This window comes from Lolliginicoccus lacisalsi, from assembly GCF_014841105.1.
GTDB lineage: Bacteria > Actinomycetota > Actinomycetes > Mycobacteriales > Mycobacteriaceae > Lolliginicoccus > Lolliginicoccus lacisalsi.
Genome location: NZ_JACYWE010000002.1, coordinates 398,054 through 423,794 on the forward strand (window position 1 = coordinate 398,054; position 25,741 = coordinate 423,794).

The following is a 25,741-nucleotide window of genomic DNA, read 5'->3' on the forward strand; positions in this document are numbered from 1 at the left end:
GGGGCGGGCGCTTAGGGGGCTTTGGGCGCTAGCGCGTCGAGGACCGGCTCGAGCGCCCGCGCGACCACCTGCTCGGCATCGACGGCGCCACTGATCAATACGTCGAGCACGATGCCATCGAGCAAGGCTCGCAGCGCGCGCATCCCGTCCGCGGAAACGACCCGTCCCGCGCGGGCCAGCACCTCTGCGAGGATGGCCGTCTCCGCCTCCTGGAACCGCTGCGCGTGCGGGCGCAGCGCCGGGCGCCGCACCAGGGCCACCATCCGCTCGACGCGCGCCGGGATGCGCTGCGGACCCGCGGCACCGCCGGCAACGATCCTGGCGAGGAGCGCAGCGAGGTCACGAGGCTGCGAGGGAGCCATCGAGGCATCGGGGGCGACGCCACGCTCGAGCAGCTCGAGCTCCCGCTGCCCGCTGAAGTCCAGGGCAGCAACAAGAACATCATCGCGGGTAGCGAAGTAGTAGGTGGTCGAGGCGAGCGGGAGGCCAGCGCGCCGCGCCACTGCCCGGTGCGTGACGGCATCGAGCCCGAGCTCCTCGAGCTGGTCCGCCGCCGCCAGGATCAGCGCCTGCCTGCGACGCTCGCCCTTCGGCGTCGAGGCAGGGTTCGTCGAGGCAGGATCCACCGACGCATCGTCACAGGTGCCATGCCGCGTTGTCAGGCGAATACGTATCGGTTGGCTAACTGCCCCGCTGGACAGTCATCGCGCCCGGACCGTGCCCCGCTTGCACTGCCTCAGGTCGCTAGGCGCGGCAGCGCGCGCTGGAGGCGGCCAAGGGCCTCGTGCATGTCAGCGGTGGCGCCGGCGAAGCACAGCCGGATGTGGGTGTGGCCGTGCGCGGTGTCGAAGTCGATGCCGGGTGCCACCGCTACCCCGGTGGCGGCCAGCAGCCGCGAGCTCCAGTCGATGGTGTCGCTGGTGAGGTGGCTGATGTCGGCGTAGAGGTAGAACGCCCCGTCCGCGGGGGCAAGCCGCGTGATGCCCAGGTTGTTCAGGCCCTCGAGGAGGATGTCGCGATTGACGCGGTAGCGCTGCACGTGGCCGTCCAGCTCGGCGAGCGATTCCTCGGTGAACGCGGCGATGGCGGCATGCTGGGAAATCGCCGGCGGGCAGACCGTGAGGTTGCTCGCGAGCCTGTTGGTGACGTCGCGGTACCGCGGGGGCAGCAGCATCCAGCCGAGGCGCCAGCCCGTCATGGAGAAGTACTTGGAGACCGATCCGATGACGGCGGCACTGCGGGAAAGGCTCCAGGCGCAGGTCTCGTCGTGATGGCCGTAGCTGATGCCGTGGTAGATCTCGTCAGAGATGAGCAGGGTGCCGTTGTGCTCGCACCATGCGGCGATGGCGGCGAGCGCGGCGCGGTCGATGATGGTTCCGGTGGGGTTCGTGGGGCTGGCGATGATGAGCCCCGCGGGGGGCTCGGGGAGGGCTTCTAGCTGGGCGAGCGTGGGCTGGAAACGGGTATCGGGCCCGCAATCGAGCTGATGGACGTGGCAGCCGAGCGCCTGGAGCACATTGCGGTAGGCCGGGTAGCCGGGCCGCGCCATGACGATGGTGTCGCCAACGTCGAAGGCGGCGAGGAACAGGATCGTGAATGCGCCGGAGGAGCCTGTGGTGATGACAACATCGTCCGGGTCAACGCTCACGCCATAGCGGCGCTGGTAGTAGTCGGCAATGGTGTCCTTCAGCGGCCGGATGCCGGTGGACTCGGTATAGCCAAGGACATGCTGGTCGAGCGCCGCGCGGGCAGCATCGAGAACGGGCCGGGGCGCGGGCGTCGACGGCTGGCCCGCGGCGAGGGCGATGACGTCGCCATGGGTGCGTTGCCGCTCGGCTGCTGCCTTCCACACGTCCATGACGTAGAACGGCGCGATGCTCGATCGCTGCGAGATGCGCGTCGGTGTCACAGGGAGATGCGGCCCTCGGCTGCTGCCTTGCCGATATCGGTGCGGTAGTGCCCCGCGCGCAGCGTGATGCGGTCGATCTTGTCGTAGGCATCCGCGCGGGCTGCCTCGAGGTCGGCGCCGTGGCCGACGATGCTGAGCACTCGGCCACCGGCGGAGACAAGATCGCCCTTGTCGTTGCGGGCGGTTCCGGCATGGAGGACACCGTCGATACCGGCGCCGGTGATGACGTCCCCCGTGCGTGGCGGGCCCGGATAGTTCTCGGCGGCGAGCACCACGGTGACGGTGCTGCCGGGCTTCCATCGCAGCGGCGGCAGCTCGGCGAGGGTCCCGGTGGCGACGGCGTTGAGCACCTCGCCGAGCGGGCTGTCGAGCAGGTCGAGCACGACCTGGGTCTCCGGATCGCCGAAGCGGCAGTTGAACTCCACCACCGCGGGCCCGTCCTTGCCGATCGCGAGACCGGCATAGAGGAGGCCGCTGAACGGGCAGCCGCGCTGCACCATCTGCTGCGCCACCGGCTCCACGACATCCCGCACGATCTGCTCGACCATGCCCTCGGGCAGCCACGGCAACGGAGCATAGGCACCCATGCCCCCGGTGTTGGGGCCCGAATCGTCGTCGCCGACGCGCTTGTGGTCCTGCGCGGGCAGCAGCGGCACCACGGTCTCGCCATCGACGAGGCAGAACAGTGACACCTCGGGACCATCGAGGAAGGACTCGAGCAGCACCGGGTGGCCCTTCTCGAGCAGCTCGGCGGCATGATCGCGCGCCACGGCGCGGTCGGCGCTCACCACGACGCCCTTGCCCCCGGCGAGGCGATCATCCTTGACCACCCAGGTGGGGCCGAACCGGTCCATCGCCGGATCGAGCGCAGCGGGAGTGTCGACGATCTCGGCGTGCGCGGTACGCACCCCGGCCTCGGCCATGATGTCCTTCGCGAAAGCCTTGGAGCCCTCGATCTGCGCGGCCGCGGCGGACGGGCCGAAGCAGGGCACACCGACCTTGCGCACCGCATCAGCGACACCAAGGACCAGCGGAACCTCGGGGCCGATGATCACGAGGTCAGGCGTCCAGTCACGCACGAGCGCCACCACATCATCAGTGGAGGCTGCATCCACATCGCGCTGCTCCGCGATGTCAGCTGTTCCGGCATTACCGGGAGCGCACATCAGCGCCGTCACCGACGGATCGCGCTGCAACGCCAGCAGCAATGCATGTTCACGGGCACCAGAACCGATAACGAGGACTCGCACGGTGAACCAGCCTACGTGCTCGGATCCGGATCGCCGGCACCGGGACGCGGCCGACCGCCCACCGGCCAGCAACCACGAGGAAATCTGGCGCGGATGCTGGCGCGCGGCCCGATGATCCACCATGCTCGTGGCATGGCATCCGTGTTCAGCAAGATCATCGCCGGGGAGCTCCCCGGAAGGTTCATCTGGGAGGACGACGACGTGGTGGCGTTCCTCTCCATCGCGCCCGTCGCGCCCGGCCATACCCTGGTGGTGCCCCGCGCGGAGATCGACCAGTGGCAGGACGTCGACCCCAGCCTGTTCGCGCGCTGCAGCGGCATCGCGCAGCACATCGGCCAGGGCGTGCGGAAGGCATGGGACGCGCCGCGCGCCGGATTCCTCATCGCCGGCATCGAGGTGCCTCACCTGCACCTGCATGTCTTCCCTGCCTGGAGCATCGAGGGCTTCGATATCTCTCGCGCTCGGGCGGCCGACGACGCCGAGCTCGACGCGGCGGCCGCTCGATTGCGGGCAGCGCTGCGCGAGCTCGGCCACGGCGACCACGTGCCGGCGGAGCCGTCCTAGGCGGGAGTCAGCCGGGGCTCGCCGGGGCAAGCGGTCCCCGGCACCCCGAGAGCGCGCGAAGAACGACAGCCCCCGCGCTGAAAGGTGTCGTTTTTCGCACAGACGCCGCTGCAGGTGGGCCGCGCGAACACCCACGCGCCCCCAGGCGGCGACCATGATGTTGGCCACAGCGAGATGAGCGCAACAGCGCGGCGAGCGGGCAAAACCTACGATTCGGAAATGAGCTTGTTCACGCTTGTCACCGTTCCGGCCCGTACCGGCGCTTCCTTTGCCGGGTCGGTCATCGGGATCGCCACCGATACCGCGGCCGCGGTGGTTGACGAGACCAGCACGGTGCTGCGCCTCATCGGCCCGCGCGGCCCGCTCGCGCTGCTGCAGAAGGTCGCGGAGAGCGCTGGTGACGAGCGGGCCCTCGGCCGCGTCCTTGATGCTGACGGGCCCGTCGAGCGGCTCATGGCCAAGGACGGTGTGCTCGACAAGCTGACCGAGCCAGGTGGCCTGCTCGATCGACTGCTCGAGAAGGACGGGCCCGTCGAGCGGCTCCTCGAGAAGGACGGCCTCGTGGAGAAGCTGATTGACAAGGATGGCCTGCTCGACCGGATCCTCGAGAAGGACGGCGCGCTCGACCGCTTGCTGCAACCCGACGGCCCGCTCGAGAACCTCCTGAAGAAGGACGGGCTCCTCGATAACCTCCTGTCGGAGAACAGCTCCATGGAACGCATGCTCAAGCAGGGCGGCACCCTCGACCAGCTCATCTCGCTGTCGGACAGCCTCGACCGGCTGGGCCCGAGCCTCGATCTCCTCGCCAATAGCGTGGGAGCGCTCCAGGATGCCGCGGGAGTGGTCAACGGAGCCGTCGGCCCGGTGGGCGAGCTTGTCTCCATGCTGCCCGGTCGCCGGCGCAAGCCGCGCGCGGTGGACATGGCCGCGAGCCTCGCCGAGAACCCCGCCTAGCAGTTTCCCGCCGACGCGATACGGGCGCATGATTCCCGGCCTAGAGAGCTAGGCAACGGAATAGGATCATTCCCAGGCATTCATTTCCATCGCCCCTGGAGGAAACATGCGTCGCATCCGTGCCGCCGTCACCGCCCTCGCCGCTGGCTCGGCTCTGCTCGCCGCGCCCGCTGTCGCTAGCGCGGCACCTATCGTGGAGACCACCAGCCTCAACGAGACCACGCTGGAGATCAGGTACACCAACACCAGCTCGTCGCCGGCGACATGTGGTGGACTGCTGCATTTCTTCGGCTCGCCGCTGTCGTGGTTCGGCCTGCCCCCCGCGGTGATCGTGCCTCCGAACAGCACTGCCACCCAGCAAGTTCCCTACGTCATCGGCGGCGTCCATACCGTCTCGTGGTGGTGCGAGGTGCCCGGCGAGCCGCTCCATAGCGGACGGCTGGGTCCCGTCGCGGTCGGTGGGCTCGCCGATGTCCTCGTCGACGGGTTCAACCAGGCGACGGGCAGCTAGGGGCAGGCTCGTCGCCCGCGGCCGCGATTGCCGCATCCGCCCGACGCATCCGCCCGACCCATCCGCTCGACGCATCCGCAAACGCGATAGAAACCTCGGGAAATCCAGGCCAGCTTCTATCGCGTTTGCGAGTTTCCGGTGCTTTTGCCGCCCAAGCCGCCCAAACCGCCCAAGCCGCCCAAGCCGCACCCCGAGCCTGGCTCAGTCCGCGAGATGCGTGCGGAAGAACGCGAAGACCCGCTGCCATGCGTCCTCGGCAGCATCGTGGCCGTACGCGAATCCAGTGATCTTCAGCAGCGGCGTGGCGGGGCCGTAGTCGAGCTTGTTGACAAAGCTGTGGCCCACGCCCGGGTAGGTGCGGGCATCAAGCTCGACGCCGTGCTCGTCACAGGCCTTCCGCAGGCGCTTCTCTCCCCCAACGAGCAGGGGGTCGCGCTTGCCGAAGCTCGCCACCAGCGGGCACGCGCCTTGTACCGCCTCCGCGAGGTTGCGCGGAACCACGCCGTAGAACGGGGCGCTGGCCTCGAATCCCTTGGGTGCCATGACTATGGCGAACCCCCCGCCCATGCAGAACCCCACGATGCCGATCGTGCTGGTGCAATCGTCGCGGCCAAGGAGGTGGTCGCGCGCCGCGAGGAGGTCGTCCACGGTGCGGCCCTCTTGCGCCCACAGGTCCTTGAGCACGCGGGTGACGCAGCGAGCCTTGCCTCCTCGCGAGTACAGGTCCGGCGCGAGCACCACGTAGCCCTCGTTGGCGATGCGCTGGCAGATCTGCTTGGTGTCGTCGTTCAGGCCGATCGCGTCATGCACCACCACCACTCCCGGCAGCGGTCCTTGCGCGGTCCCCTCCTCGGGGTGGAAGAGGTAGGCGTCCAGGGGGCCTGCCGGGGTGTCCAGTCGCTGCTCGTTCACCGTGCGCTCCTCACTGCCAGTGTGTTCGTGCCCTAAAAGTAACGGACCGTGCTCCAGGGAAATCGTCGGCCTCGCGTACGGTGATCACGACCGTGGCCGAACACCGTCACCTGAGCCTCGATGGCACGCCGCCAGCGAGGAAACCGCGTCCCGAGGAGGCACCGTGGCAAGCGACGCCCCGCCCCAGGCTGACACCCTGACCGGGCTGCTGGCCCGCCGGCGCGAGGCACGCGACGCCACGGACCATGCCACCGTCACCGCGACCTCGCGGACGCTCTGGCAGCGCTGGGTCGCGGCCGGGGAGACCGAGCAGCTGCTCGCCGATGCCCGTGCCGAGCGTGCCCATGCCCGGCGCCATGACCAGGAGGAGTACCAGGCCATCTGCGACTCCGCGATCGGCTTGGCGCACCTGCGCCGGGGCGAGCTCGAGGAGGCCGAGGCGGCGTTCCACACGGCTGCCCGGCACTTCACCCGCAGCGCCACAAGCGGCGAGCTCGCTGTGGCCAATCATCATCTCGGCGAGGTCTACATCAAGCTCGACCGCATCGACGATGCGCGCCGGCACCTCCATGCCGCCGCAGGGGCCTTCCGCGAGCACAATGCCGCGGTGTGGCTCGCGAAGTCGCACGTCAAGCTCGCGGAGACGTATGCGCTGCATGACAGCCAGGCCCGGCATCACTTCAAGGCGGCGCTGACCGCGCTGATGCAGGCGAAGAAGGCTCCCGAGGCCGGGCATTGCGCGATGCGCCTCGCGGCGGCCCACGCCGCGGCAGCCGATACCAAGACCGCGCTGAGCCTCTACCAGGAGGCCGCCACCGTGCTCGAGCATGTCGAGCGGCACGCGCTGCAGGCCGAGGCTCTCGCCCAGCTCGCCACCTTGCAGGCCGGAAGCAACAAGATCCGTGAGGCCGAGTACAACTACGACAAGGCGCGCACCGCGAGCATCGCCGCCCGCACCAGCCCCCTCACCGCTGTGTGCGACATCGCCATCGCGCTGCTGTGGGACGAGCAGGCCCGCAAGTCGTACCGGCGCGGGGCGATCCTGTTCCACACCGTCAACCTGATGCTGCCCGCCACGATCGTTCTCACCGCCATCCACGAGTCGAACGAGGAGCGCGCCGAGACGTGGCGCCCTGTGCTCGCCCAGTTGCTCGGCTGGAGCATCGCCGCGCTCCCCGGCAGCGAGCACGCCGAGCTGCGTGGCGCCATCGCCGACTACGCCCGCCACCACAACGCCAGCGACAGCGATCAGGAATCAGTTCGCAAGGGGCGCAGGCCGCACACCCCGACACTGCTGGCGCTGCTGCCGCACATGGTGGACGGGATCGACAAGCTCGGCACGTTCCTGCCCGCCCCGAGCCGACTCACCGCCGCCTCTACGGGAGCGCACGGTCGCCTCGCGCCGTTCCTCGAATCGGCACGGCACCGGTTCCCCCGCCACGACGGGTAGCCCCCACGACGAGGCCGCCGCGAATGCAACACGGCTGCGAATGCAACACGGCTGCGAATGCAACAAGGCTGCGAATGCAACAAGGCCAGGCACGAATGCCTGGCCCTGGGGAGGGAGAGCTGGCGAGGGGACTTGAACCCCTAACCGCCCGATTACAAGTCGGGTGCGCTACCAATTGCGCCACGCCAGCGGTGGATCCGGCGGATCCGGGGATCATAGTAGCGGCTTGGAAGGGTCGTTGCCGAATCCCTGGAGGCCCATGCGCGGCGCGTGGTGGTTTGTGCGCGATTGGCCGTGCCAATGCTGGGCGGCGGTATTAGCGTTGAGGCATGAGCACGTCGGATATGGCTACGGTCCTTGCTTGGCACGAGGCTTTGAATGGTCGCGATTGGGAGACCCTGGTGGATCTGTCGAGCGATGATGTGGATATCGCCGCGGCCGATCATGCGAGCCAGGGCATCGCGGCGTTGCGGGAGTGGGCTCGCTCGCTGACGGTGACGCTCTCTCCGGGCCGCATCTTCGCGCATGATGGCGTGGTGGTGGTCGAGGAGCACATCGCTGGCAGTTCCCCGGGCGACGAGGCGGAGGCGGCTTCCGCGTTCCGGGTGGTGGACGACCAGGTGACGTCGATGTTCCGGCATGGCACGGTCGAGGATGCGCTGGCCGCTACGGGCCTGCGGGAGTCCGATCTCGTGGATGGCGGCTAGCCGCGATCAGCACCAATGACCCCCGTGGCGGAGGCTCGATGCCACGGGGGTCGCTGGTTCACTACGCGTGATGCTCGCCGATGCGGGGCGAGATGCTGCTGGTTCTATTCGTCGTCATCGTCATCGTCGGCGTCCGCGGCCATGGCGTCGCGGAGGCTCTTGGGCCGGAGGTCGGTCCAGTTCTGCTCCACATACTCGAGGCAGGCGGCCCGGCTGTCCTCGCCGAAGACGACCTTCCATCCTGCGGGCACGTCAGCGAACGAGGGCCACAGCGAGTGCTGCTCCTCGTCGTTGATCAGCACGTAGAAGCGGCCGTTCTCGTCGTCAAAAGGATTGGTGCTCATCTGTCCTCACTCTGCTTCCAGCGTCGCGCCCCGCGCGGGTCAGTCCGGTGTCCCGTCCCTGCTGCTCGACCAGCCAATACCGTACTAGGCACGGTTTGGTCCCGTCCATTCGTCGCGCCGGGCGTGATCGCGCGTCCGGTGATGTTCCGGGCGATGGCGCCGACGGTTGTGTTGCTTGTGGCAGCTTATCGGTTGTAGTGGCAGTTCGTGCTCGCATGTGATCTTCCGGGGGGCGATTATTCTCACGCTCCGCCCTCGCGCCCGGACCGTCGACGAGCAGGTTGCCTCACTCGAGGTCATCGTCGTTGATGCTGTCCTTGTCGCGGCCCTCCCACGCGTTCCATAGCTCGGCGTAGCGGCCTCCTCGCTTGAGGAGCTCGCTGTGTGGTCCTTGCTCGATGATGTAGCCATGCTCGAGCACGATGACCCGGTCCGCCCGGGCGGCCTGGGTGAGGCGGTGGGCAACGATCAGAGTGGTGCGGCCATGGGTTGCCTCGTAGGCGTAGTGCTCGAGCTCGCGGGCCCCGGCGCTGCCTGCCTCGGCGGTGGCCTCGTCGAGGACGGCGACGGGCGGGTTGGCAAGGACGAGCCGCGCGAGGGCGATCTGCTGGGCTTGCGCCGCGGTGAGCTGGTATCCGCCTTCGCCGACCATGGTGGCGATTCCCTCGGGGAGGTTGTGCACCCATGCGTGGGCGCCGACGGTGCGCAGTGCGGCCTGGAGGTCATCGTCGCCGGCGAAGGGGTTGGCGAGCCGGAGGTCCTCGAACAGGGGCCCGGAGAACACGTGCACTTCCTGGCTGATGATGGCCACTTGCTTGCGGAGATCGCGGGAGCCGAGCTCGGCGAGGTCCACGCCGCCGATGCGGGCTTGGCCGGAGCTTGGCCGGATGACCCCGGCGGCGATCGCGGCGACCGTGGTCTTGCCAGCTCCGGTGGACCCGACGAGGGCCACCCGCTCCCCCGCCGCGATGGTGAGGTTCACATCGCGCACGACGACGGCGGTGCCGTCGTAGGTGTGGCTGATGGCCTCGAGCTCGAGTGTGGAATCAGTGGGCTGGTCGTTGCGGCCGCGCTCGCGCACGACCTCGCTGTTGATCAGTCCCACAAGCCTGCGCATGCCCTCGCCGGCCGCCTGGATGTCGTTGAAGGAGAAGAGGATGTCCTGCATGGGGGCGAAGAGCCGGTAGAACAGCAGGGCCGCGATGGTGGCCTCGCCGACAGTGATCTGCTCGCCCTCCTGGATGAGCACGAAGCTGATCGCGAGGACGGTACCGAGCCCGATGTACTGGACGACCTTGCCCGCGGAGACGAAGCGCGAGAGCGACTGGTAGCCGGCGAGGATCTGTTCCCGCGCCTGGCCGGAGGCCTCCGAGATCTGGGCGGTCTGCTCGTGCTCGAGCCCATAGGCGCGGACGGTGGGCACGCCTTGCATTCCCGCGATGAGCGCCTGGGCGCGCTGTGAGGTCGCTTGCCGCTCCTGGGTGATGGCGCGCCGGGTGCGTGGCATGTGCAGGCGCAGGACGATCAGGCCGAGGGGGATGGAGACGGCCGCGCCGAGCCCGAGCCGGTAGTCGATGGTGGTGACCGCGGCGATGCTGAGGACGACGAGGGTGAGGGTGGACATCAAGCTGGCCAGCGAGTTGCGGACGAAGCGCGCGATGGCGGCGACATCATCGTTGATGCGGGTCAGCAGGTCTCCCTTGCCCGCTTCCTCGAGCAGGGGCAGCGGCAGCAGCAGGGCATGCTCGAGGGCGCGCTCGCGGAGATTGGCCAGGATGGTCTCGCCGGTCTTGCCCACGAGGAACGTCGCGGCGCCGGTGAGCAGTCCCGCCATGATCGCGGCGAGGAGGATCTGCACGATGACCGAGGTGATGCGGGAGGTGGGCGCGTCGGCAAGGACGTCGTCGACGAGCCGGCCGAGCACATACACGGGCACGATCGTGGCGATGGCGCCGATGAGGGAGAACAGGATCGCGAACGACACCTGCAGCGGCTGGCGCGCCAGCATGGAGCGGAGCCACACCGCGGCCTGCCGGGAGGTGGCGATCGGCAGGCCCGGGCGTGCCGGGGACTTGCGCGCCATCACCGCAGCACCGCCTTGCGGTAGTCCTCGCTGGAGCGCACGAGGCCCTCATGGGTGCTCGTCGCGTCGATCTGCCCGTCGCGCAGGACGATCACCTCGTCGCAGCGTGCCAGCAGCGTGGGGCTGGAGGTGACGAGGATGGTCGTGTGGGCGCGCGGGGTGGATCGGTGCCGGAACTCGACGAGGCCGTCGGCGATGGTGTTCTCGGTGACGGCATCCACCGCGGTGGTGGGGTCGTGCAGGACCAGCGCGGAGGGCGCCGCGACGAGGGCGCGAGCGAGCGCGATGCGTTGCCGCTGGCCGCCCGAGAGGCTCTGCCCGCGATCGGTGACGGCGTGGCCGAGGCCGTCGTGATGCAACGAGACGACATCGTCGGCGGCGGAGGCGGCGAGCGCCCGATCGACGTGGTCCCCGGTCGCGTCGGGGCGGCCCGCGGTGACATTGGACCCGATGGTGCCGGTGAACAGGTCCGTGCTGTGCGGCTCGACGATGAGCGCGCCCCGTGCCTGCTCCGCATCGATGTCCTGGAACCGGATATCCCCCACCAGCACCTCACCGCTGTAGCCGGTGCGGGGGACCTGGCCGGAGAGGATCTCCACGAGCGCCTCGGCGTCGTGCGGATCGTAGGCGACGATGCCGAGAAGGGTGCCCGCGCGCGCCTCGAGGGTCAGTCCGCGCAGGGACCTGTAGCTGATATCACGAAGGGCGACGTCGCGCCGGCCCGGGGGCAGATCGGCACGACGCTCCTCGAGGAGGTACTCGGCGCCGAGTATCGCCGAGACGTTGCGGGCGGAGGCGCGGGCGGTGGCCACGGCGCGCGGCAGGGCGGACAGCGTGCCCAGCGGCCCGGGCAGGAACTGCGACAGCCCCACGACGGCGATCAGCTCGCCGACGGTGATGGTCCCCTCCAGGGCGAGGTAGCCGCCGTAGCCCGCGACGAGCACGGCGAGCACGCCGTTGGCGGTGAGCGATGCCCCGGTGAACAGCCCATTGATCCGCGTATACCGGGTGGCCGCGCGCAGGGCGATGCGGCTCTGGGTGCGGTACCGGTGGGCTGCCATCTCCTCGCCGCCGATGCCGCGCAGCGGCCGGAGCCCACTGACGAGGTCGGTCGCGAGGGCCGATGCCCATCCTGCCGCGGTCTGCTGCTCCCCGGCGTGCCGGGTGAGCGCGGGGGCGGCCCGGTTGAGCGCGCCGAGGATCAGCGGGGTCGCGATCACCACGGCGGCGCCGAGCGCTGGATTGATGACGAGGAGCGCGACGACGGCCACGCCAGCCGCGACGAGGGCGGCGACGGCCCTCGCCGCCACGCCGAGAATGCCGGCGGCGCGGTCGGCGGATTGCGTGCTGATCGTGAGGAGCTGGCCGATCCGCGGTCGCCGGCGCATCCCGCGCGGATCAAGGATGCGGGCGACGAGCTCGAGGCGCAGGCTGTGCGCCTCGGACTCGACGACACGGCGCAGGAGGCGCTGCGCGAGCCGCCAGGAGACCACGATCACGATGAACAGGCCCACGAGCAGGGCGCCGTACTCGAGCATCGATTCGGTCTCCGCGGTGCCCACCACGCGGTCGATCAGCAGACCGATCGCGATGGGGACGAGCGTCTCGGCGAACTGGTAGATGCTGAGCAGCACAACGGAAATGGGGAACAGGAAGCGATTGCGGCGGAACACTCGCGGCAGGATCTCGCGGCCCCGTGTCGCGGGGGGCCGTGATCGTGGTGGTGATTCCTCCATGTCGCCTCCCTGCTGGGGCCATCCCCCGCCGACACTAGCCGACGCATGGCTACCCTGGTTGGCTGTTCGATGCCCGAATTTCGCATCGGATCGGCAGTTCGGTCATGCTGTAGGGCACGCACGATCGCTCGTGCCGCTCGAGCTGGGCACTGCCCGGGGCGGCGGCCCGCCGGTGACGAGCAACGACAACGCTGACGGTGACAGTACTGGAGGACAAGCATGGCTGCACGGGCCGAGAACCATGTCATCACTGATGACGAGATCGAGCCGCTCGCCGACGAGACGGCCCGGCAGGCACAGCGCGTCGTGGCAGCGCATGCCAAGGACGCCGACGAGTGCCGCATGTTCCTCTCCATGCTGGGAATAGGTCCGGCTGCTCGCGCGGAGTGATCGCTGAGCGGTTATCGTCGATACGGTTGCCGCTGCCCGGTAGCCAGGTTGGGCCCGACGAGCCAGCGAGGTGTCCGTGATGTCCCCTGGAGCTTCCTCCAGCAACAAGCCCGGTGCGGAAGCGGTGCCTGTCCCCGATACCCCGGAGCCGGGCGCGCAGCTCGTCGTGGTGGCCAATCGACTTCCTGTTGATCTCGAGCAGCTCCCCGATGGCTCCCATAAGTGGAAGCGCAGCCCCGGGGGCCTGGTGACCGCTCTCGAGCCAGTGCTGCGGCGCAACAAGGGCGCCTGGGTGGGCTGGCCGGGCGTCGCGGACGCGGAGGTCGAGCCCATCGTCGAGGATGGGTTGTCGCTGTATCCGGTGCGCCTGTCCGAGCGCGAGGTCGCGGACTACTACGAGGGCTTCTCGAACGGCACCTTGTGGCCGCTCTACCACGATGTAGTGGTCAAGCCCATTTATGATCGCACCTGGTGGAACACCTACGTGGAGGTCAACCGGCGGTTCGCCGAGGCCACCGCCGAGGTGGCCCGCGAGGGCGCGACGGTATGGATCCAGGACTACCAGCTGCAGCTGGTGCCGAAGATGCTGCGGATGCTGCGCCCGGACCTGACGATCGGCTTCTTCCTGCACATCCCCTTCCCGCCGGTGGAGATCTTCATGCAGCTCCCCTGGCGCGCGGAGATCATCGACGGCCTGCTCGGCGCCGACCTCGTGGGCTTCCACCTGCCGGGAGGCGCGCAGAACTTCCTGTACCTGGCCAACCGGCTTGCCGGGCACTCGACGACCCGCGGCACCGTGGGGGTGCGCAGCAAGTTCGGCGAGGTCTCGGTGGGTTTCCGCACGGTGCGGGTGGGCGCCTTCCCCATCTCGATCGCCTCGGCGGAGATCGATGAGCTCGCCCGCTCGAAGGCGGTGAAGGCGCGGGCGAAGCAGATCCGCGCGGAGCTCGGCAATCCGCGGCGCATCATGCTCGGGGTGGATCGGCTGGACTACACCAAGGGCATCAACATCCGGTTGCTGGCGCTGCAGGAACTGCTCGCGGAGGGGCGCCTCGAGCCGTCCGAGACCGTCTTCGTCCAGCTCGCCACCCCCTCGCGGGAGCGAGTGGATCACTACATCCAGATGCGCGATGAGATCGAGCGCAATGTCGGCCGCATCAATGGCGACTACGGCGAGGTCGGGCGCCCGGTGGTGCATTACATCCATCGGCCGATCCCCCGCCAGGAGCTGATCGCGTTCTTCGCCGCCGCCGATGTGATGCTGGTGACCCCGGTCCGCGACGGGATGAACCTGGTGGCCAAGGAGTATGTGGCGAGCCGCAACGATCTCGGCGGGGCGCTGCTGCTGAGCGAGTTCACCGGTGCCGCGATGGAGCTGCGCCAGGCATACCTGGTGAACCCGCACGATCTCGACGGCGTGAAGGACACGCTGCTCGAGGCCCTCGACCAGGCACCGGCGGAGGGCAAGCGCCGCATGAAGGCGATGCGCCGGCAAGTCCTGGCCCATGATGTGGACCGCTGGGCGCGCTCGTTCCTCGATGCCCTCGCGCTGGGCAAGGAGTCCCGCCCATGAGCGTGCAGGATCTTCCGGTAGAGCTGCGCCGCGCGCTGGTGCAGGCCGCCCGCACGCCCCGGCTGCTGGTGGCGTGCGACTACGACGGCACGATGGCCCCGATCGTCGCCGACCCGGACCAGGCATACCCGAACTCGGCGTCGGTCCGGGCCCTGCGGGCGATGGCGACGATGCCGTCCACCACGGCCGCGGTGATCTCGGGCCGGGCCCTGCGGGATCTCGCGACGCTCTCGCGGCTTCCCGCCGAGGTGCACCTGGTGGGCAGCCACGGCTCCGAGTTCGAGGTCGGGTTCGTCCACGAGATCAACGCGGAAGCCAAGGCGCTGCTGCGCGAGCTGCAGGCCGAGCTGGAGTCGATCGTCGAGCGCCATCCTGGCGTGACGGTGGAGGCGAAGCCGGCGAGCATCGCGCTGCATGTCCGTCGCGCGGAGAGTTCCGAGACCGGGGACAGTGCCCTCGATTCGGTGCGCGCGGGCGCCGCCCGCTGGGACGGCGTGCAGGTAACCGAGGGCAAGGCAGTGATCGAGCTCGCGGTCATCTCCACCGACAAGGGCCAGGCCCTCGATATCCTGCGCCACCAAGAGGGTGCGTCCGCCGCGGTGTTCTTCGGTGATGACGTCACCGACGAGAAGGCATTCCGGCGCCTGCACGGCCCGGATGTGGGGGTGAAGGTCGGCGACGGGGAGACCCTGGCCGCGCACCGCATCGCCTCGACCAACGATGTGGCTCTAGCGCTGGCGTTCCTCATGGAGGAACGACGGACCTGGTTGCACGGGGATAGCGCCACGCCGATCGAGCGATTGACCATGCTCGCGAGCCCGCGGGCGGTGGCCTTGCTAACACCGAGCGCCACGCTGAGCTGGCTGTGCCACCCGGAGCCGGATTCCGCGGCAGTGTTCGCGCACCTGCTTGGAGGGGTCGGGTCGGGGCATTTCTCGATCGGCCCGGAGCGGGAGTCGCTGCCGCTGAGCCAGCAGTACGTCGATGGCACCATGACTGTGGAGACGCGCTGGTCGAGCTTGCTGGTGACCGACTACCTGCCGCATGACGCGCCCACCGGGCGCACGGACGTGACGCGAGTGATCAGCGGCGATGCATCGGCGGTGGTGACGTTCGCGCCTCGGCCAGAGTTCGGGCAGGTCCCGGTGCGCATCATCGCCGAGGCGGACGGGCTGCGCGTGGAGGGCACGAACGATCCGATCGTGCTGCGCTCCCCCGGTGTCACGTGGTCGGTCAAGAGCGATGGCGTGCAGGAATCCGCGACCGCCGTGGTGCGGCCGAACGGTGCCGATGTGGTGCTGGAGCTGCGCTGCGGCACCTGGGACCTGGGCCCGCATGCGCTGTCCGAGGCCGAGCGGCGGCAGGTCGCCGAGGCGTACTGGTCGGATTGGGCCGACACCCTGCGACTGCCACCGCTGAAGCAGGACCTGATGAAGCGCTCGGCGCTGACGCTGCGCGGCCTGGTGCATTCGGATACGGGCGGGATCCTCGCTGCCGCGACGCCGTCGCTGCCCGAGGAGATCGGCGGGGTGCGCAATTGGGACTACCGGTAGTGCTGGCTGCGCGATGCGGCGATGACCGCGTCCGCGCTGGTCGCGGTGGGGTCGACGAGCGAGGCGGAGGCATACCTGGAATGGGTGCATCGCGTGCTCGATACGGTGCCCGGTCCCGAGCGGTTGCATCCGCTGTACACCTTGCACGGCGGGGCGCTGCCACCGGAGGCGGTGATCGATTCGCTGCCGGGGTACGCGGGCTCGCGGCCGGTCCGGGTTTCCAACGCGGCGAACAACCAGGTGCAGCTCGACGTGTTCGGGCCGATCGTGGAGCTCATCCATGATCTCGCGATCGTCCGGCACGAGGCGGGACATGCCGACCCTTTGTCGGGCCGGGACTGGGAGCTTGTCGCGGCGATGGTCTCGGCGGTCTCGCGGCGCTGGGCGGAGCCGGATCATGGCATCTGGGAGATCCGTGGCGCGCCCCGGCACCATGTGTACTCGAAGGTGATGTGCTGGCTCACCGTGGATCGCGCGCTCCGCCTCGCGGAGCGATTCGATCATGAGGTGACGCCGGGCTGGCAGACCTTGCGCGACGTCATTTCCGCGCAGGTGCGCGGGCGCGGCTGGAATGATCACATCCGGTCCTACACCGCGGCCTATGGGGGCGACGACCTCGATGCGGCGACGCTGCACATTGGCTTGTCCGGCCTCATCGATCCGTCGAGCGAGCGATTCGCCGCGACCGTCGTGGCGACCGAGGCCGAGCTGCGCAGCGGCGCGACGGTGTACCGCTACCACCATGATGATGGGCTGCCCGGCGGCGAGGGTGGCTTCCACCTCTGCGCGGCCTGGCTGGTGGAGGCCTACCTGCTGACTGGGCAACGTGTGCAGGCCGAGGCACTGTTCGCCCAGCTCGTGGCGGCGGCCGGGCCGACCGGGCTGCTTAGCGAGGAATACGATCCGGTGGCGGAGCGAGCATTGGGCAACCACCCCCAGGCGTATAGCCATATCGGGCTGCTGCGCTGCGCGGCGCTGCTGTCCCAATAGGGGGCCAGGGGGCACCAGCCTCGTTGCCTGGCTCAGCGGCGCCGGGGCGCGGCGATGGTGGATCCGTGGTGGACGGAGGTGGCCAGCAGCTCCTCGCGGCTGCCAGTGCTGGGGGCGAGGGCCATGAGGATCTCCCCGGCCCGCTGTCCCTTCTCCTCCGAGGGCTGGACGACGGTGGTGAGGTCGGCGCGCATCGCGTCGGCGGTGCCGTCGAAACCGGTGACGCTCAGCTCGTCCGGGATGACGATGCCGTGCTCGGCGGCCCAGGTCATCGCGCCGAGGGCTAGCACATCGGTGGTGCAGAGCAGCGCAGTGATGCCGGGGTCCTGGTCGAGCGCGGCCTGCGCGGCCCGCGCCCCGGACTCCCGCGTGTGGCTGGCGGTCTCGATGATCGTGAGGGCCACCTCGTGGGGTTGCTGCGCGGCAGCGTCGGCGATGGCCTGGATGCGATCGCGCTGGACGCTGTACCGGGAGGCGAGCGCGGCGTCGAGCGGGGTGGTGCCGTCGCGCTTGCTGTCGCCGAGGCGCATGGCGAGGATGCCGATGCTGCGGTGCCCGAGGTCGAGCACGATGCGGGCGAGCGCGAGCATGGCGGCGTGATCGTCAATGCCGACGCGGACGGTGCCGTCGATCCCGGCTGGCTGGTCGCAGACGACGAGGGGGAGGTGGCGTTCCATCGCGGCGCCGAAGTAGGGGTCGTTCTCGGGAACCGAGTAGGCGACGAAGCCGTCGACGCTGGCCTTGTTGACGACATCCGCGGCGGCTCCGGGCTCGTGGTCGGGGGCGGCGGGCACGATGAGCAGGGCTCGTCCCGCTGCGTCGCACTCGTTGGCGAGCCCAGCGACGAAGTCAACGGCGGCAGGGTCGCGGAACGAGTAGCTCAGCGGCTGGTCGAGGAGCAGCCCGATGGTGTCGGCGCGGCGGGTGCGCAGCGAGCGGGCGACGGGGTCCGGGCCGGAGTATCCGAGCTCCTTGGCGGCGCTGAGCACCCGCTCGCGCAGCTCGGGCGAGAGCTGGTCGGGGCGGTTGTAGGCGTTGGAGACGGTGGTGCGCGAGATCTTGAGCTCGGCGGCCAGGGAGGCGAGCGTGACCCGTCGTCGCGGCCGGGGGGTTCGGGACATAGTGGTGGACGTTATCGGGCTTGTGTGAGGCATTGCACGGATTCGAGTTTTCGTGCCGGCCCCGTCACCCCGTAGACTGACATGGAAACCATAACCATTTCGGATAACAAGGGGGAGCCATGCGCGCCCAAACCCGCATCGGTGCCGCTACCGCCTCGCTCGCGCTGGCTTCGCTCGGCCTCGTCGCGTGCGGAGCCTCGGCCGACGATCAGTCCAGCACAGGGACCACCATCGTCACCAGCACCACCACCTGGGCCAGCATCGCGACAATCATTGGTGGCGAGGATTTCACCATCGAGGCCCTCATCAGCGATCCCGCCATGGGCCCCCACCACTACGAGACCTCCCCCCGCGATATCGCCACCATCCAGGACGCTGATCTCGTCCTGTTCAACGGCGGCGGCTACGACCAGTTCGTCGTGGACGCGCTCGAATCCACCAGCCCCGCGCCGCGCAGCATCAACGCCTACGACATCCACCTCGAGCATGACCACGACGCCGATCCCGGGCATACTGGTGACCACGATGGACACGATCAAGGCACGACGCCTGATGATGCGCATCACGACGATCACGATGCGCACGACGAGGGTGACCACGAAGCTGGGGATAGTCATGGCGAAGACAGCCACGACGCTTCCTCGGGTGAGCACGGCCACGATGACGGCCACGGGCACGGCGACGACGACGGCCACGGGCACGGCCCGGTCAACGAGCACATCTGGTTCGACCTCCACACGATGAGCGCTGTCGCGGACGAGCTCGCCGGGCAGCTCAGCGAGATGAACCCGGACGGCGCCGAGGCCTACCAGGCCAACGCTGCCTCCTTCGCCGAGCAGATCGAAGCGCTCGAGGACCGCGCCGCCAGCATCCGCGCCGCGCACGAGGGCACCGAGGTCGCGCAGACCGAGCCGCTCACCGAGTACCTGCTCGACGAGCTCGGCCTCGTCGATATCGCGCCGCGCGAGTTCGTGCTCGCCGTCGAGAACGGCACCGATCCGGCCGCCAGCGTCACCGCCGCCTTCAGCGATCTCCTCGACGACCGGGAGGCCGCCGTGCTGATGTACAACGCGACCCGCGAGTCCCCCACCACCCGCATCATGCGTGATCGCGCCGAGGCCAACGGCACCCCCATCGTTGCCGTGGCCGAGTCCGTGCCCGCGGGCATGAGCTACCTTGAGTGGATGGATTCGATCCTCGATGACGTCGCGGAAGCACTGGACCAGGAATGAGCGAGCACCAGCTCGATGATGTCATCGAGCTCAGGGCGGCCCAGCTGCGCTTCGGCAACCGCACTGTCTGGGAGGGTCTTGATCTGGCGGTGCGCCCTGGGGAGTTCGTCGCCGTCCTCGGCCCCAACGGCTCCGGCAAGACCTCGCTGCTGAGAGTCCTGCTCGGCGTCCAGCCACTGAGCTCGGGCACCGCGCATTCCTTCGGCGCGCCCGTCCGCGTCGGCGATCCCCGCATCGGCTACATCCCGCAGCAGAAGACGCTCGACCGCGGCCTCGGCCTGCGCGGCCGCGACCTCGTCGGCCTCGGCTACAACGGCCACCGCTGGGGGCTCCCCCTCCCCGGGCGGAAGCAGCGCGAGAAGGCCGAGCGCGTGGAGGAGGCCATCGTCGCGGTAGCGGCGGCCGACTACGCGGACATGCCCGTCGGCCAGCTTTCCGGCGGCGAGCAGCAACGCCTGCGCGTGGCGCAAGCCCTCGTCTCCGACCCCGGGGTGCTGCTGTGCGACGAGCCGCTGCTCAGCCTCGACCTCGCCAGCCAGCGACGCGTCGCCGAGCTCATCGATGCGCGCCGCCACCTCGCCGATACCGCCGTGCTGTTCGTGACCCACGAGATCACCCCCATCCTCCCCATGGTCGACACGGTCGTGTACTTCGTCGACGGCCGCTTCCGCGTCGGCCCGCCCGACCAGGTGATGACCTCCGAGGTGCTCTCCGACCTCTACCGCACCGAGGTCGAGGTGATCGCGGTGCGTGACCGGCTCGTCGTCATCGGCACCGGCGACGCGCTCGATCTGCTCGGGCGCGCGGGCCACGAGCACCACGCGGAGCAGTGATGTCGCCCTTCCTCACCCAGCTCGTCGACTTCTCGACCACCGCCGACCTGCTCGGCCGCCCCTTCGTGCAGCACGCCCTGCTCGCCAGTGCCATCCTTGCCGTGCTCGCCGGGCTCATCGGGCCCCTGGTCATCACCCGCCAGATGTCCTTCGCCGTCCACGGCACCAGCGAGCTCTCCGTCACCGGGGCGGCCGGTGGCCTGCTCCTCGGCATCTCCGTCGGCTACGGCGCCATCATCGGTTCCCTCGCCGCGGCGCTGCTCTTTGGCATCCTCGGGCTGCGGTCCCGGGAGCGCGACGCCATCATCGGGGTCATCCTGTCCTTCGGCCTCGGGCTCGCCGTGCTGTTCCTCTGGCTCAACCCCGATCGCACCGTCAACCAGTTCGCGCTCCTCGTTGGGCAGGTCGTCACGGTCAATAGCATCGGCCTGCGCCTGCTGCTCGCCACCGCCGCGATCGTGCTCGTCCTCCTCGCCGTGGTCTACCGGCCGCTGCTGTTCGCCAGCATGGACCCCGAGGTCGCCGCCGCCCGCGGTGTCCCCGTCCGGGCCCTGTCGATCGTGTTCGCCGTCCTGCTCGGCCTCACGGTCTCCATCGGCGTGCAGATCGTTGGCGCGCTCCTCGTGCTCTCCCTCCTCGTCACGCCCGCGGCCGCCGCGAGCCGGGTCACCGCGAGCCCCGCCATCCTGACGCTGCTCACCCTGGTGTTCGCGCTCACCGCCGCCGTCGGCGGCCTCGTGCTGTCGCTCGCGCCCGGCGTGCCCGTCTCGGTGTTCGTCACCAGCATCGCGTTCCTGATCTACATGGTGTGCCGGATCATCGGCTCGCGCGCCGCCGCCACCCCCTGAACCGGGCGCGATGTGGCACGGTAGAGGCATGCCCGCGATCGACCTCAATTGCGACCTCGGCGAGAGCTACGGCACCTGGACCATCGGTGACGACTCCGCCATGCTCGGCGTGGTCACCAGCGCCAATATCGCCTGCGGCTTCCACGCCGGCGATCCCCGCACCCTCCTCGACACCTGCACCGCCGCAGCCGCGGGCGGGGTCACCATCGGCGCCCAGGTCAGCTACCCCGACCTCGCCGGGGTCGGCCGGCGGTTCATCGATATCGCGCCCCCCGACCTCGAGGCTGACGTGCTCTCCCAGCTCGGCGCCCTCGATGGTCTCGCCCGCGCATCCGGTAGCCGAATCCGCTACGTCAAGCCGCACGGCGCGCTCTATAACGCGGTGGTCCACCACGAGGAGCAGGCGCGCGCCGTGATCGCGGCCGTCGCCCGCTACGATCCGGGCCTGATCGTGCTGTGCCTGCCCGGGTCCGCGCTGCACGAGCATGCGCGCTCCGTGGGGCTGCGCACCGTCAGCGAGGCCTTCGCCGATCGCGCCTACCACGATGACGGCACGCTCGTCTCGCGGCGGGAGGAGGGATCCGTGCTGCACGATCCCGGCGCCATCGCCGATCGCGCCCTCCAGCTCGTCCACGAAGGCACCATCACCAGCATCAACGGCAAGGCCGTCGCCATCAGCGCGGAATCGCTCTGCGTGCACGGCGATACCCCCGGCGCGGTCGGCATCGCCCGCGCGGTGCGCGAGGCGCTCTCCGGGCAGGGCATCGATGTACGACCGTTCTGCTGACACGAGGGCCACGCCCCGCTTCCTCGGGATGGGCCCCGACGGGCTCCTCATCGAGCTCGCGAGCCTGGCCACCGTGCATGCCGCCTACGAGGAGCTGCGCGAGGCCAGGCTTCCGGGCGTGGCCGACCTCGTGCCCGCCGCCACGACCCTGCTCGTGCGCGCCGTGCCCGGGATGCCGCTGCCACGAGCGCGCATCAGCGCGTTGCTCGACGGCCTCTCCCCCGCGGCGAGCGGGCCCCGCGAGACCACCACGATCACGATCACCGTCCGCTACGACGGGCCTGATCTGCCCGATGTCGCCCAGCACACCGGCCTCGACCGCGACGAGATCATCGCCGCCCACACCGGCCAGCCCTGGCTCGTGGCGTTCGGTGGGTTCGCCCCGGGTTTCGCCTACCTCACCCACGAGGACAACACGCTCACCGTGCCGCGCCGCGCCTCCCCCCGCACCCGGGTGCCCGCTGGCAGCGTAGGCCTCGCCGGGCAGTTCAGCGGCATCTACCCCCGCTCCTCCCCCGGCGGATGGCACCTCATCGGCACCACCGACGCGGTCCTGTGGGACGCCGACCGCGATCCACCGGCCCTGCTTCGCCCCGGCATGCGCGTGCGGTTCGAGGAGGCCGCGCCATGACCGCGGTGCTCGAGATCACCGCCACGGGCCCGCTCGCGCTGCTCGAGGATGAGGGACGGCCCGGCTATGCCGCGCAGGGAGTCACGTGGTCGGGCGCCGCGGACCTGGGCGCCTACCGGGCCGCGAACCGCCTCGTCGGCAACCAGCCTGGCATGCCGTGCATCGAGATCACCCTCGGCGGCTTCGAGGCCCGCGCGCTCCACGCCGTGTGCTGCGCGGTCACCGGCGCGGCGGCAGCGATACGCATCAACGGGAGGGCGCATGCGGCGCACCACCTGCTGTGGCTCGAGCCTGGCGATCATCTCGCGGTCGAGGCCCCCGTGGCGGGATGCCGTTCCTACCTCGCGGCACGAGGCGGGTTCCGCGGTGACCGCGCGCTCGGCAGTTGCAGCACCGATACGCTCTCCGGTCTCGGCCCTCCGCCGCTCCAGCCCGGGGACCTGCTCGAGCTCGGCGAGGGGCGCGATCGCTGGCCGGCGGCGACGTCCCTGCCGCCCTTGATCGTCCCGCCCCGTGCCGGTCCCGTGGAGCTGCCGGTGCTGCGTGGACCGCGCCATGACTGGTTCGCCCCGGAGGCCTGGACCCTGCTGTGCGGCAGCATGTTCGAGGTGACTGACGAGGCGAGCAGGGTGGGCGTGCGGCTGGCCGGTCCGCGCCCCCTCGAGCGTGCCGGTGAGCAGGAGATTCCCAGCGAGGGCATGGTGCCCGGGGCGATCCAGGTGCCGCCCTCCGGCAAGCCGGTGGTTTTCCTGCGGGACCACCCCGTCACCGGCGGGTACCCCGTCATTGGAGTGGTCATCGATAGTGATGCGGTGGGCCAATTGCGCCCCGGTGACCAGGTACTTTTCCGCGCCGTGGCTGGGCGGCAGCACCAGTCCGGCAGCTCAGGCGACGAGCTCGTCGAGCACGCGCCGTAGCGCGTCATCATCGCGCGCCCACGCTTGCACCGTGCTGCCGTCGCTCAGCCGCAGCCCGATCCCCGCTCGGCGCCTCGGCACCGTGGGGAGCTCGCCGAGGGCGCGCGCCGCCCACCAGTCGGGCTCCTCGTAGCCGGATGCGGGCGGCAGTACTTCCGCGATGGTGTCGATGCCGATGGTCTCGGTGCCTTGCCGCAGCACCCACTCGTCGCAGTACACGCTGACGTGCGCGCGGGCGGCGGCGATCTGCCACGCGAGGACCAGAGCCACCAGCACCGCCGCGATTCCCCAGGCAAGCCAGTGGACGGGGCCGGGCAGGAATGCCTCGACGAATATGCCGACCAGGCATCCAACCGGCACGACCAGCAGGGTCCGCCAGCGCGCGCCCTGCTCCTCGAACGGGAGTGCCGGGCTCGTCATTCCGGAAACCAGGTCCGCGCGCTGGGCCGGTACACGAGGTAGCAGGCCGCGGCGAGGGGCACGATCACCAGCAGCGCGAACATCCCGGCGAGGGGGAACGTGGCGGCCTGGTAGAGGATGATCATGATGGAGAAAGCGACCAGGGCCCGGCGGAACCGTGGCTCGCCCTTGCGGACCCGCCCGGCAACGTAGGCAATGAACACCCCGGCAGCGAGAGCGATGCCACCGAACATGCGAAGCAGGTCGCGCAGCCTGCCCGGGTCCTGCAGCTCGGGCTGCTCGCTGCGCAGCGTCTCGATGTCAACGAACAGCCAGGCGAGGCCCATCAGCAGGAGCACCGCGGACCCGGCGAACCACAACCAGTAGGCGGCCGTCACGACGGTGGGGCGGACGGGCTGCTCAGTCATGGATGTCCTCCCCGAGGAAGTAACGGGTGGACTCGCCCCGGTGCATCGCGATGATCGCGCCCACCCCGAACACTGCTTGCACCACGGTGATCCCCGAATCGATGAACAGGAGGATGCCCTCGCCGCTCGAGACGAAGAAGACCGGTATGGCGAGGACGACGAGGACTATCGCGAGCGCGGACAGCCCGACGCGGCCCCACTGCTTGCCCCGCAGCATCGCGCGCGCTGCGAGGAGGATGATGCCCAGCAGGAGCAGCAAGGCCAGCCCCAGGATGCCAATGGTCACCCCGGCGAGCACGCGGGCCTGCTCGAGGGTGAGCTCGATGTCCGCGGACTGCTGCTCCGTTTGCTCGAGCAACTGCTCGGCGAGGGTGTCGAGATCCTGCGCCATGCGGGCCATGCGGAAAGGGATGGCGAGCGCGCCGAGCAGGATGATGACCAGCCACAGGTGGTACGCGGTGACGACATCGTGCGGGGGCACGCGCCGCTTGCCGCTGGGCTTGCGGCGTGGCTTGCCGGGAGATCCCGGGCTCTTCGCGCGCGGGGGCGGAGCCTTCCAGGGATCGCGGTCCGGTGGTGGCGGGGAGGGATCGTGGGTCATTGCCACAGCATCCTCGCGGCGTCGGCGGCCCAATAGGTGAGGATGATCCCGGCGCCCGCGCGGTGGATGCTGAGCAACGATTCGAGGATGGCCCTGTCGAGGTCGATCCAGCCCCGCTCGGCGGCGGCGCTGATCATCGAGTACTCGCCCGAGACCTGGTACGCGGCCACGGGAACCGTCGAGGCCGCGGCGACATCGCGAATGATATCGAGGTACATCATCGCGGGCTTGACCATCACCATGTCGGCGCCCTCGGCGAGATCGAGGGTGACCTCCCGGAGTGACTCGCGCGCGTTCGCGGGGTCCTGCTGGTAGCTTGCCCGAGTGCCCTTGAGGGAGGAGCCGACCGCCTCGCGGAACGGACCGTACAGGGCTGATGCGTACTTGGCCGAGTACGCGAGGATGGCGACATCGGCGTGGCCCGCGTCGTCGAGCGCGCCACGGATCCGGCCGACCTGGCCATCCATCATGCCGCTGGGCGAGACGACGTGCGCCCCGGCACTGGCCTGGGCGACGGCGAGCCGGGCGTAGTGCTCGAGCGTGGCATCGTTGTCGACGCGCCCCTGCTCGTCGAGCACCCCGCAGTGGCCATGATCGGTGAACTCGTCGAGGCACGTGTCGGCCATGAGGACGGTGCTGTCGCCGAGGTCGGCGCGCAGCTGGCGCAGGGATCGGTTGAGGATGCCGCTGGGGTCGCATCCGGCGCTGCCGTCAGCGTCCTTGGCCGCGGGCTCGGGAACCCCGAAGAGCATGATGCCGCCCACTCCTGCCTCGGTGGCGTCCTCGGCGGCGCGGCGCGCGGTCTCCAGGGTGTGCTGCACCACGCCTGGCATCGACGCGATGGGGCGCGGCTCGGCCAGCCCGTCGGCGACAAACATGGGCAGCACCAGCTGGCGCGGGGCCACGTCATGCTCGGCAACGAGCCGGCGCAGGGCAGGGGTGGTCCGCAGTCGCCGCGGACGGTCCGTGGGATACATCAGCCTTTCCTCGGCATCGAGGGTCGCAGGACGGGAGGCCG

25 protein-coding genes, 1 tRNA gene and 1 pseudogene are annotated in these 25,741 nt (G+C 69.8%); 14 read left to right on the plus strand and 13 right to left on the minus strand.

Features of this window, described 5'->3' with window-relative positions:
• Window positions 1-11 precede the first annotated feature (11 nt).
• The 3 genes from HT102_RS05340 to purD form a co-directional block, all read right to left on the minus strand.
• Window positions 12-626, minus strand: a complete 615-nt coding sequence (locus HT102_RS05340) for a TetR/AcrR family transcriptional regulator (protein ID WP_192038352.1) — start codon at window positions 624-626, stop codon at window positions 12-14.
• Window positions 627-736: 110 nt separating this feature from the next.
• Entirely contained in the window at window positions 737-1,858 is a 1,122-nt protein-coding gene (locus HT102_RS05345) for a pyridoxal phosphate-dependent aminotransferase (protein WP_192038453.1), read from the minus strand.
• A gap of 47 nt (window positions 1,859-1,905) precedes the next feature.
• Window positions 1,906-3,159, minus strand: coding sequence for a phosphoribosylamine--glycine ligase (purD, locus tag HT102_RS05350; RefSeq protein ID WP_192038353.1), 1,254 nt, complete (start codon window positions 3,157-3,159; stop codon window positions 1,906-1,908).
• A 132-nt stretch (window positions 3,160-3,291) separates the two neighbouring features.
• Between purD and HT102_RS05355 the strand changes: the two genes are divergently transcribed.
• The 3 genes from HT102_RS05355 to HT102_RS05365 all read left to right on the plus strand — a co-directional run bounded on the left by HT102_RS05355 (window position 3,292) and on the right by HT102_RS05365 (window position 5,188).
• Window positions 3,292-3,723 (plus strand): HIT family protein, encoded by a 432-nt coding sequence (locus HT102_RS05355; RefSeq protein ID WP_192038354.1) that lies wholly within the window; start codon window positions 3,292-3,294, stop codon window positions 3,721-3,723.
• Between the two features lie 219 nt (window positions 3,724-3,942).
• Window positions 3,943-4,677 carry an ABC transporter gene (locus tag HT102_RS05360; protein ID WP_192038355.1) on the plus strand — a complete coding sequence of 245 codons (735 nt, stop codon included), beginning with the start codon at window positions 3,943-3,945 and terminating at the stop codon, window positions 4,675-4,677.
• Window positions 4,678-4,783: 106 nt separating this feature from the next.
• A complete protein-coding gene (locus tag HT102_RS05365; protein ID WP_192038356.1) occupies window positions 4,784-5,188 on the plus strand; it encodes a hypothetical protein in 405 nt (134 codons plus the stop codon).
• Window positions 5,189-5,389: 201 nt separating this feature from the next.
• On the opposite strand, the gene HT102_RS05370 is transcribed toward HT102_RS05365, so the two are convergent.
• Window positions 5,390-6,100, minus strand: coding sequence for a dienelactone hydrolase family protein (locus HT102_RS05370; RefSeq protein ID WP_192038357.1), 711 nt, complete (start codon window positions 6,098-6,100; stop codon window positions 5,390-5,392).
• 163 nt (window positions 6,101-6,263) lie between these two features.
• Here HT102_RS05370 and HT102_RS05375 point away from each other — a divergent pair, with 163 nt between their 5' ends.
• Window positions 6,264-7,550, plus strand: coding sequence for a tetratricopeptide repeat protein (locus HT102_RS05375; RefSeq protein ID WP_192038358.1), 1,287 nt, complete (start codon window positions 6,264-6,266; stop codon window positions 7,548-7,550).
• Window positions 7,551-7,667: 117 nt separating this feature from the next.
• Here the strand turns inward: HT102_RS05375 and HT102_RS05380 are convergent.
• Window positions 7,668-7,740: transfer RNA gene (locus HT102_RS05380), tRNA-Thr, on the minus strand.
• Between the two features lie 139 nt (window positions 7,741-7,879).
• On the opposite strand from HT102_RS05380, the gene HT102_RS05385 reads away from it, so the two are divergent.
• A complete protein-coding gene (locus HT102_RS05385; RefSeq protein WP_192038359.1) occupies window positions 7,880-8,257 on the plus strand; it encodes a nuclear transport factor 2 family protein in 378 nt (125 codons plus the stop codon).
• Window positions 8,258-8,361: 104 nt separating this feature from the next.
• On the opposite strand, the gene HT102_RS05390 is transcribed toward HT102_RS05385, so the two are convergent.
• The 3 genes from HT102_RS05390 to HT102_RS05400 all read right to left on the minus strand — a co-directional run bounded on the left by HT102_RS05390 (window position 8,362) and on the right by HT102_RS05400 (window position 12,420).
• On the minus strand, window positions 8,362-8,601 hold the full coding sequence (locus HT102_RS05390) for an MbtH family protein (RefSeq protein ID WP_192038360.1): 240 nt from the start codon (window positions 8,599-8,601) through the stop codon (window positions 8,362-8,364).
• Between the two features lie 286 nt (window positions 8,602-8,887).
• Window positions 8,888-10,684, minus strand: a complete 1,797-nt coding sequence (locus HT102_RS05395) for an ABC transporter ATP-binding protein (RefSeq protein WP_192038361.1) — start codon at window positions 10,682-10,684, stop codon at window positions 8,888-8,890.
• Window positions 10,684-12,420: an ABC transporter ATP-binding protein gene (locus HT102_RS05400; protein WP_192038362.1), complete on the minus strand. Its 1,737-nt coding sequence runs from the start codon at window positions 12,418-12,420 to the stop codon at window positions 10,684-10,686. The genes HT102_RS05395 and HT102_RS05400 overlap by 1 nt, the downstream gene beginning before the upstream one ends.
• 219 nt (window positions 12,421-12,639) lie before the next feature.
• Here HT102_RS05400 and HT102_RS05405 point away from each other — a divergent pair, with 219 nt between their 5' ends.
• The 3 genes and pseudogenes from HT102_RS05405 (at window position 12,640) to otsB (ending at window position 16,926) form a co-directional block, all read left to right on the plus strand.
• Entirely contained in the window at window positions 12,640-12,810 is a 171-nt protein-coding gene (locus tag HT102_RS05405; RefSeq protein ID WP_192038363.1) for a hypothetical protein, read from the plus strand.
• 79 nt (window positions 12,811-12,889) lie between these two features.
• Window positions 12,890-14,383, plus strand: a complete 1,494-nt coding sequence (locus tag HT102_RS05410; RefSeq protein WP_192038364.1) for an alpha,alpha-trehalose-phosphate synthase (UDP-forming) — start codon at window positions 12,890-12,892, stop codon at window positions 14,381-14,383.
• Window positions 14,380-16,926: pseudogene (gene otsB, locus HT102_RS05415) on the plus strand (trehalose-phosphatase). The gene HT102_RS05410 and the pseudogene otsB overlap by 4 nt, the downstream one beginning before the upstream one ends.
• Window positions 16,927-16,958: 32 nt before the next feature.
• Here otsB and HT102_RS05420 read toward each other — a convergent pair.
• Window positions 16,959-18,047, minus strand: coding sequence for a LacI family DNA-binding transcriptional regulator (locus tag HT102_RS05420; protein ID WP_192038365.1), 1,089 nt, complete (start codon window positions 18,045-18,047; stop codon window positions 16,959-16,961).
• Between the two features lie 119 nt (window positions 18,048-18,166).
• Between HT102_RS05420 and HT102_RS05425 the strand changes: the two genes are divergently transcribed.
• Genes HT102_RS05425 through HT102_RS05450 form a run of 6 tightly spaced genes read left to right on the plus strand, consistent with a single transcriptional unit; the run spans window position 18,167 to window position 23,295 of the window.
• On the plus strand, window positions 18,167-19,279 hold the full coding sequence (locus HT102_RS05425) for a metal ABC transporter solute-binding protein, Zn/Mn family (protein WP_192038366.1): 1,113 nt from the start codon (window positions 18,167-18,169) through the stop codon (window positions 19,277-19,279).
• Window positions 19,276-20,112, plus strand: coding sequence for a metal ABC transporter ATP-binding protein (locus HT102_RS05430; RefSeq protein WP_192038367.1), 837 nt, complete (start codon window positions 19,276-19,278; stop codon window positions 20,110-20,112). The genes HT102_RS05425 and HT102_RS05430 overlap by 4 nt, the downstream gene beginning before the upstream one ends.
• Window positions 20,112-20,960, plus strand: a complete 849-nt coding sequence (locus HT102_RS05435) for a metal ABC transporter permease (protein ID WP_192038368.1) — start codon at window positions 20,112-20,114, stop codon at window positions 20,958-20,960. Before HT102_RS05430 ends, HT102_RS05435 begins: the two co-directional genes overlap by 1 nt.
• Window positions 20,961-20,988: 28 nt before the next feature.
• Window positions 20,989-21,747 (plus strand): LamB/YcsF family protein, encoded by a 759-nt coding sequence (locus HT102_RS05440; RefSeq protein WP_192038369.1) that lies wholly within the window; start codon window positions 20,989-20,991, stop codon window positions 21,745-21,747.
• The gene (locus HT102_RS05445) at window positions 21,728-22,378 is read left to right on the plus strand and encodes a 5-oxoprolinase subunit B family protein (RefSeq protein ID WP_225443233.1); all 651 of its coding nucleotides are present in this window, start codon (window positions 21,728-21,730) and stop codon (window positions 22,376-22,378) included. The genes HT102_RS05440 and HT102_RS05445 overlap by 20 nt, the downstream gene beginning before the upstream one ends.
• Window positions 22,375-23,295: a 5-oxoprolinase subunit C family protein gene (locus HT102_RS05450; protein WP_192038370.1), complete on the plus strand. Its 921-nt coding sequence runs from the start codon at window positions 22,375-22,377 to the stop codon at window positions 23,293-23,295. The genes HT102_RS05445 and HT102_RS05450 overlap by 4 nt, the downstream gene beginning before the upstream one ends.
• On the opposite strand, the gene HT102_RS05455 is transcribed toward HT102_RS05450, so the two are convergent.
• From HT102_RS05455 to hemB, 4 genes are read right to left on the minus strand one after another with little or no spacing between them, the layout of a single operon-like run.
• Window positions 23,263-23,715, minus strand: coding sequence for a hypothetical protein (locus tag HT102_RS05455; RefSeq protein WP_192038371.1), 453 nt, complete (start codon window positions 23,713-23,715; stop codon window positions 23,263-23,265). The two genes, HT102_RS05450 and HT102_RS05455, sit on opposite strands and share 33 nt — an antisense overlap.
• On the minus strand, window positions 23,712-24,122 hold the full coding sequence (locus HT102_RS05460; protein ID WP_192038372.1) for a hypothetical protein: 411 nt from the start codon (window positions 24,120-24,122) through the stop codon (window positions 23,712-23,714). The genes HT102_RS05455 and HT102_RS05460 overlap by 4 nt, the downstream gene beginning before the upstream one ends.
• Window positions 24,115-24,723, minus strand: coding sequence for a hypothetical protein (locus tag HT102_RS05465; protein ID WP_192038373.1), 609 nt, complete (start codon window positions 24,721-24,723; stop codon window positions 24,115-24,117). Before HT102_RS05465 ends, HT102_RS05460 begins: the two co-directional genes overlap by 8 nt.
• Window positions 24,720-25,700, minus strand: a complete 981-nt coding sequence (hemB, locus tag HT102_RS05470) for a porphobilinogen synthase (RefSeq protein ID WP_192038374.1) — start codon at window positions 25,698-25,700, stop codon at window positions 24,720-24,722. The genes HT102_RS05465 and hemB overlap by 4 nt, the downstream gene beginning before the upstream one ends.
• Window positions 25,701-25,741: the final 41 nt, after the last annotated feature.

Excerpts from the sequence above, each read along its gene's own strand:
- HT102_RS05345 (WP_192038453.1), bottom strand. The coding sequence starts at position 1,858 with ATGGACGTGTGGAAGGCAGCAGCCGAGCGGCAACGCACCCATGGCGAC.
- HT102_RS05355 (WP_192038354.1), top strand. The coding sequence starts at position 3,292 with ATGGCATCCGTGTTCAGCAAGATCATCGCCGGGGAGCTCCCCGGAAGG.
- HT102_RS05360 (WP_192038355.1), top strand. The coding sequence starts at position 3,943 with ATGAGCTTGTTCACGCTTGTCACCGTTCCGGCCCGTACCGGCGCTTCC.
- HT102_RS05365 (WP_192038356.1), top strand. The coding sequence starts at position 4,784 with ATGCGTCGCATCCGTGCCGCCGTCACCGCCCTCGCCGCTGGCTCGGCT.
- HT102_RS05385 (WP_192038359.1), top strand. The coding sequence starts at position 7,880 with ATGAGCACGTCGGATATGGCTACGGTCCTTGCTTGGCACGAGGCTTTG.
- HT102_RS05390 (WP_192038360.1), bottom strand. The coding sequence starts at position 8,601 with ATGAGCACCAATCCTTTTGACGACGAGAACGGCCGCTTCTACGTGCTG.
- HT102_RS05395 (WP_192038361.1), bottom strand. The coding sequence starts at position 10,684 with ATGGCGCGCAAGTCCCCGGCACGCCCGGGCCTGCCGATCGCCACCTCC.
- HT102_RS05400 (WP_192038362.1), bottom strand. The coding sequence starts at position 12,420 with ATGGAGGAATCACCACCACGATCACGGCCCCCCGCGACACGGGGCCGC.
- HT102_RS05405 (WP_192038363.1), top strand. The coding sequence starts at position 12,640 with ATGGCTGCACGGGCCGAGAACCATGTCATCACTGATGACGAGATCGAG.
- HT102_RS05410 (WP_192038364.1), top strand. The coding sequence starts at position 12,890 with ATGTCCCCTGGAGCTTCCTCCAGCAACAAGCCCGGTGCGGAAGCGGTG.
- HT102_RS05420 (WP_192038365.1), bottom strand. The coding sequence starts at position 18,047 with ATGTCCCGAACCCCCCGGCCGCGACGACGGGTCACGCTCGCCTCCCTG.
- HT102_RS05425 (WP_192038366.1), top strand. The coding sequence starts at position 18,167 with ATGCGCGCCCAAACCCGCATCGGTGCCGCTACCGCCTCGCTCGCGCTG.
- HT102_RS05430 (WP_192038367.1), top strand. The coding sequence starts at position 19,276 with ATGAGCGAGCACCAGCTCGATGATGTCATCGAGCTCAGGGCGGCCCAG.
- HT102_RS05435 (WP_192038368.1), top strand. The coding sequence starts at position 20,112 with ATGTCGCCCTTCCTCACCCAGCTCGTCGACTTCTCGACCACCGCCGAC.
- HT102_RS05440 (WP_192038369.1), top strand. The coding sequence starts at position 20,989 with ATGCCCGCGATCGACCTCAATTGCGACCTCGGCGAGAGCTACGGCACC.
- HT102_RS05445 (WP_225443233.1), top strand. The coding sequence starts at position 21,728 with ATGTACGACCGTTCTGCTGACACGAGGGCCACGCCCCGCTTCCTCGGG.
- HT102_RS05450 (WP_192038370.1), top strand. The coding sequence starts at position 22,375 with ATGACCGCGGTGCTCGAGATCACCGCCACGGGCCCGCTCGCGCTGCTC.
- HT102_RS05455 (WP_192038371.1), bottom strand. The coding sequence starts at position 23,715 with ATGACGAGCCCGGCACTCCCGTTCGAGGAGCAGGGCGCGCGCTGGCGG.
- HT102_RS05460 (WP_192038372.1), bottom strand. The coding sequence starts at position 24,122 with ATGACTGAGCAGCCCGTCCGCCCCACCGTCGTGACGGCCGCCTACTGG.
- HT102_RS05465 (WP_192038373.1), bottom strand. The coding sequence starts at position 24,723 with ATGACCCACGATCCCTCCCCGCCACCACCGGACCGCGATCCCTGGAAG.
- hemB (WP_192038374.1), bottom strand. The coding sequence starts at position 25,700 with ATGTATCCCACGGACCGTCCGCGGCGACTGCGGACCACCCCTGCCCTG.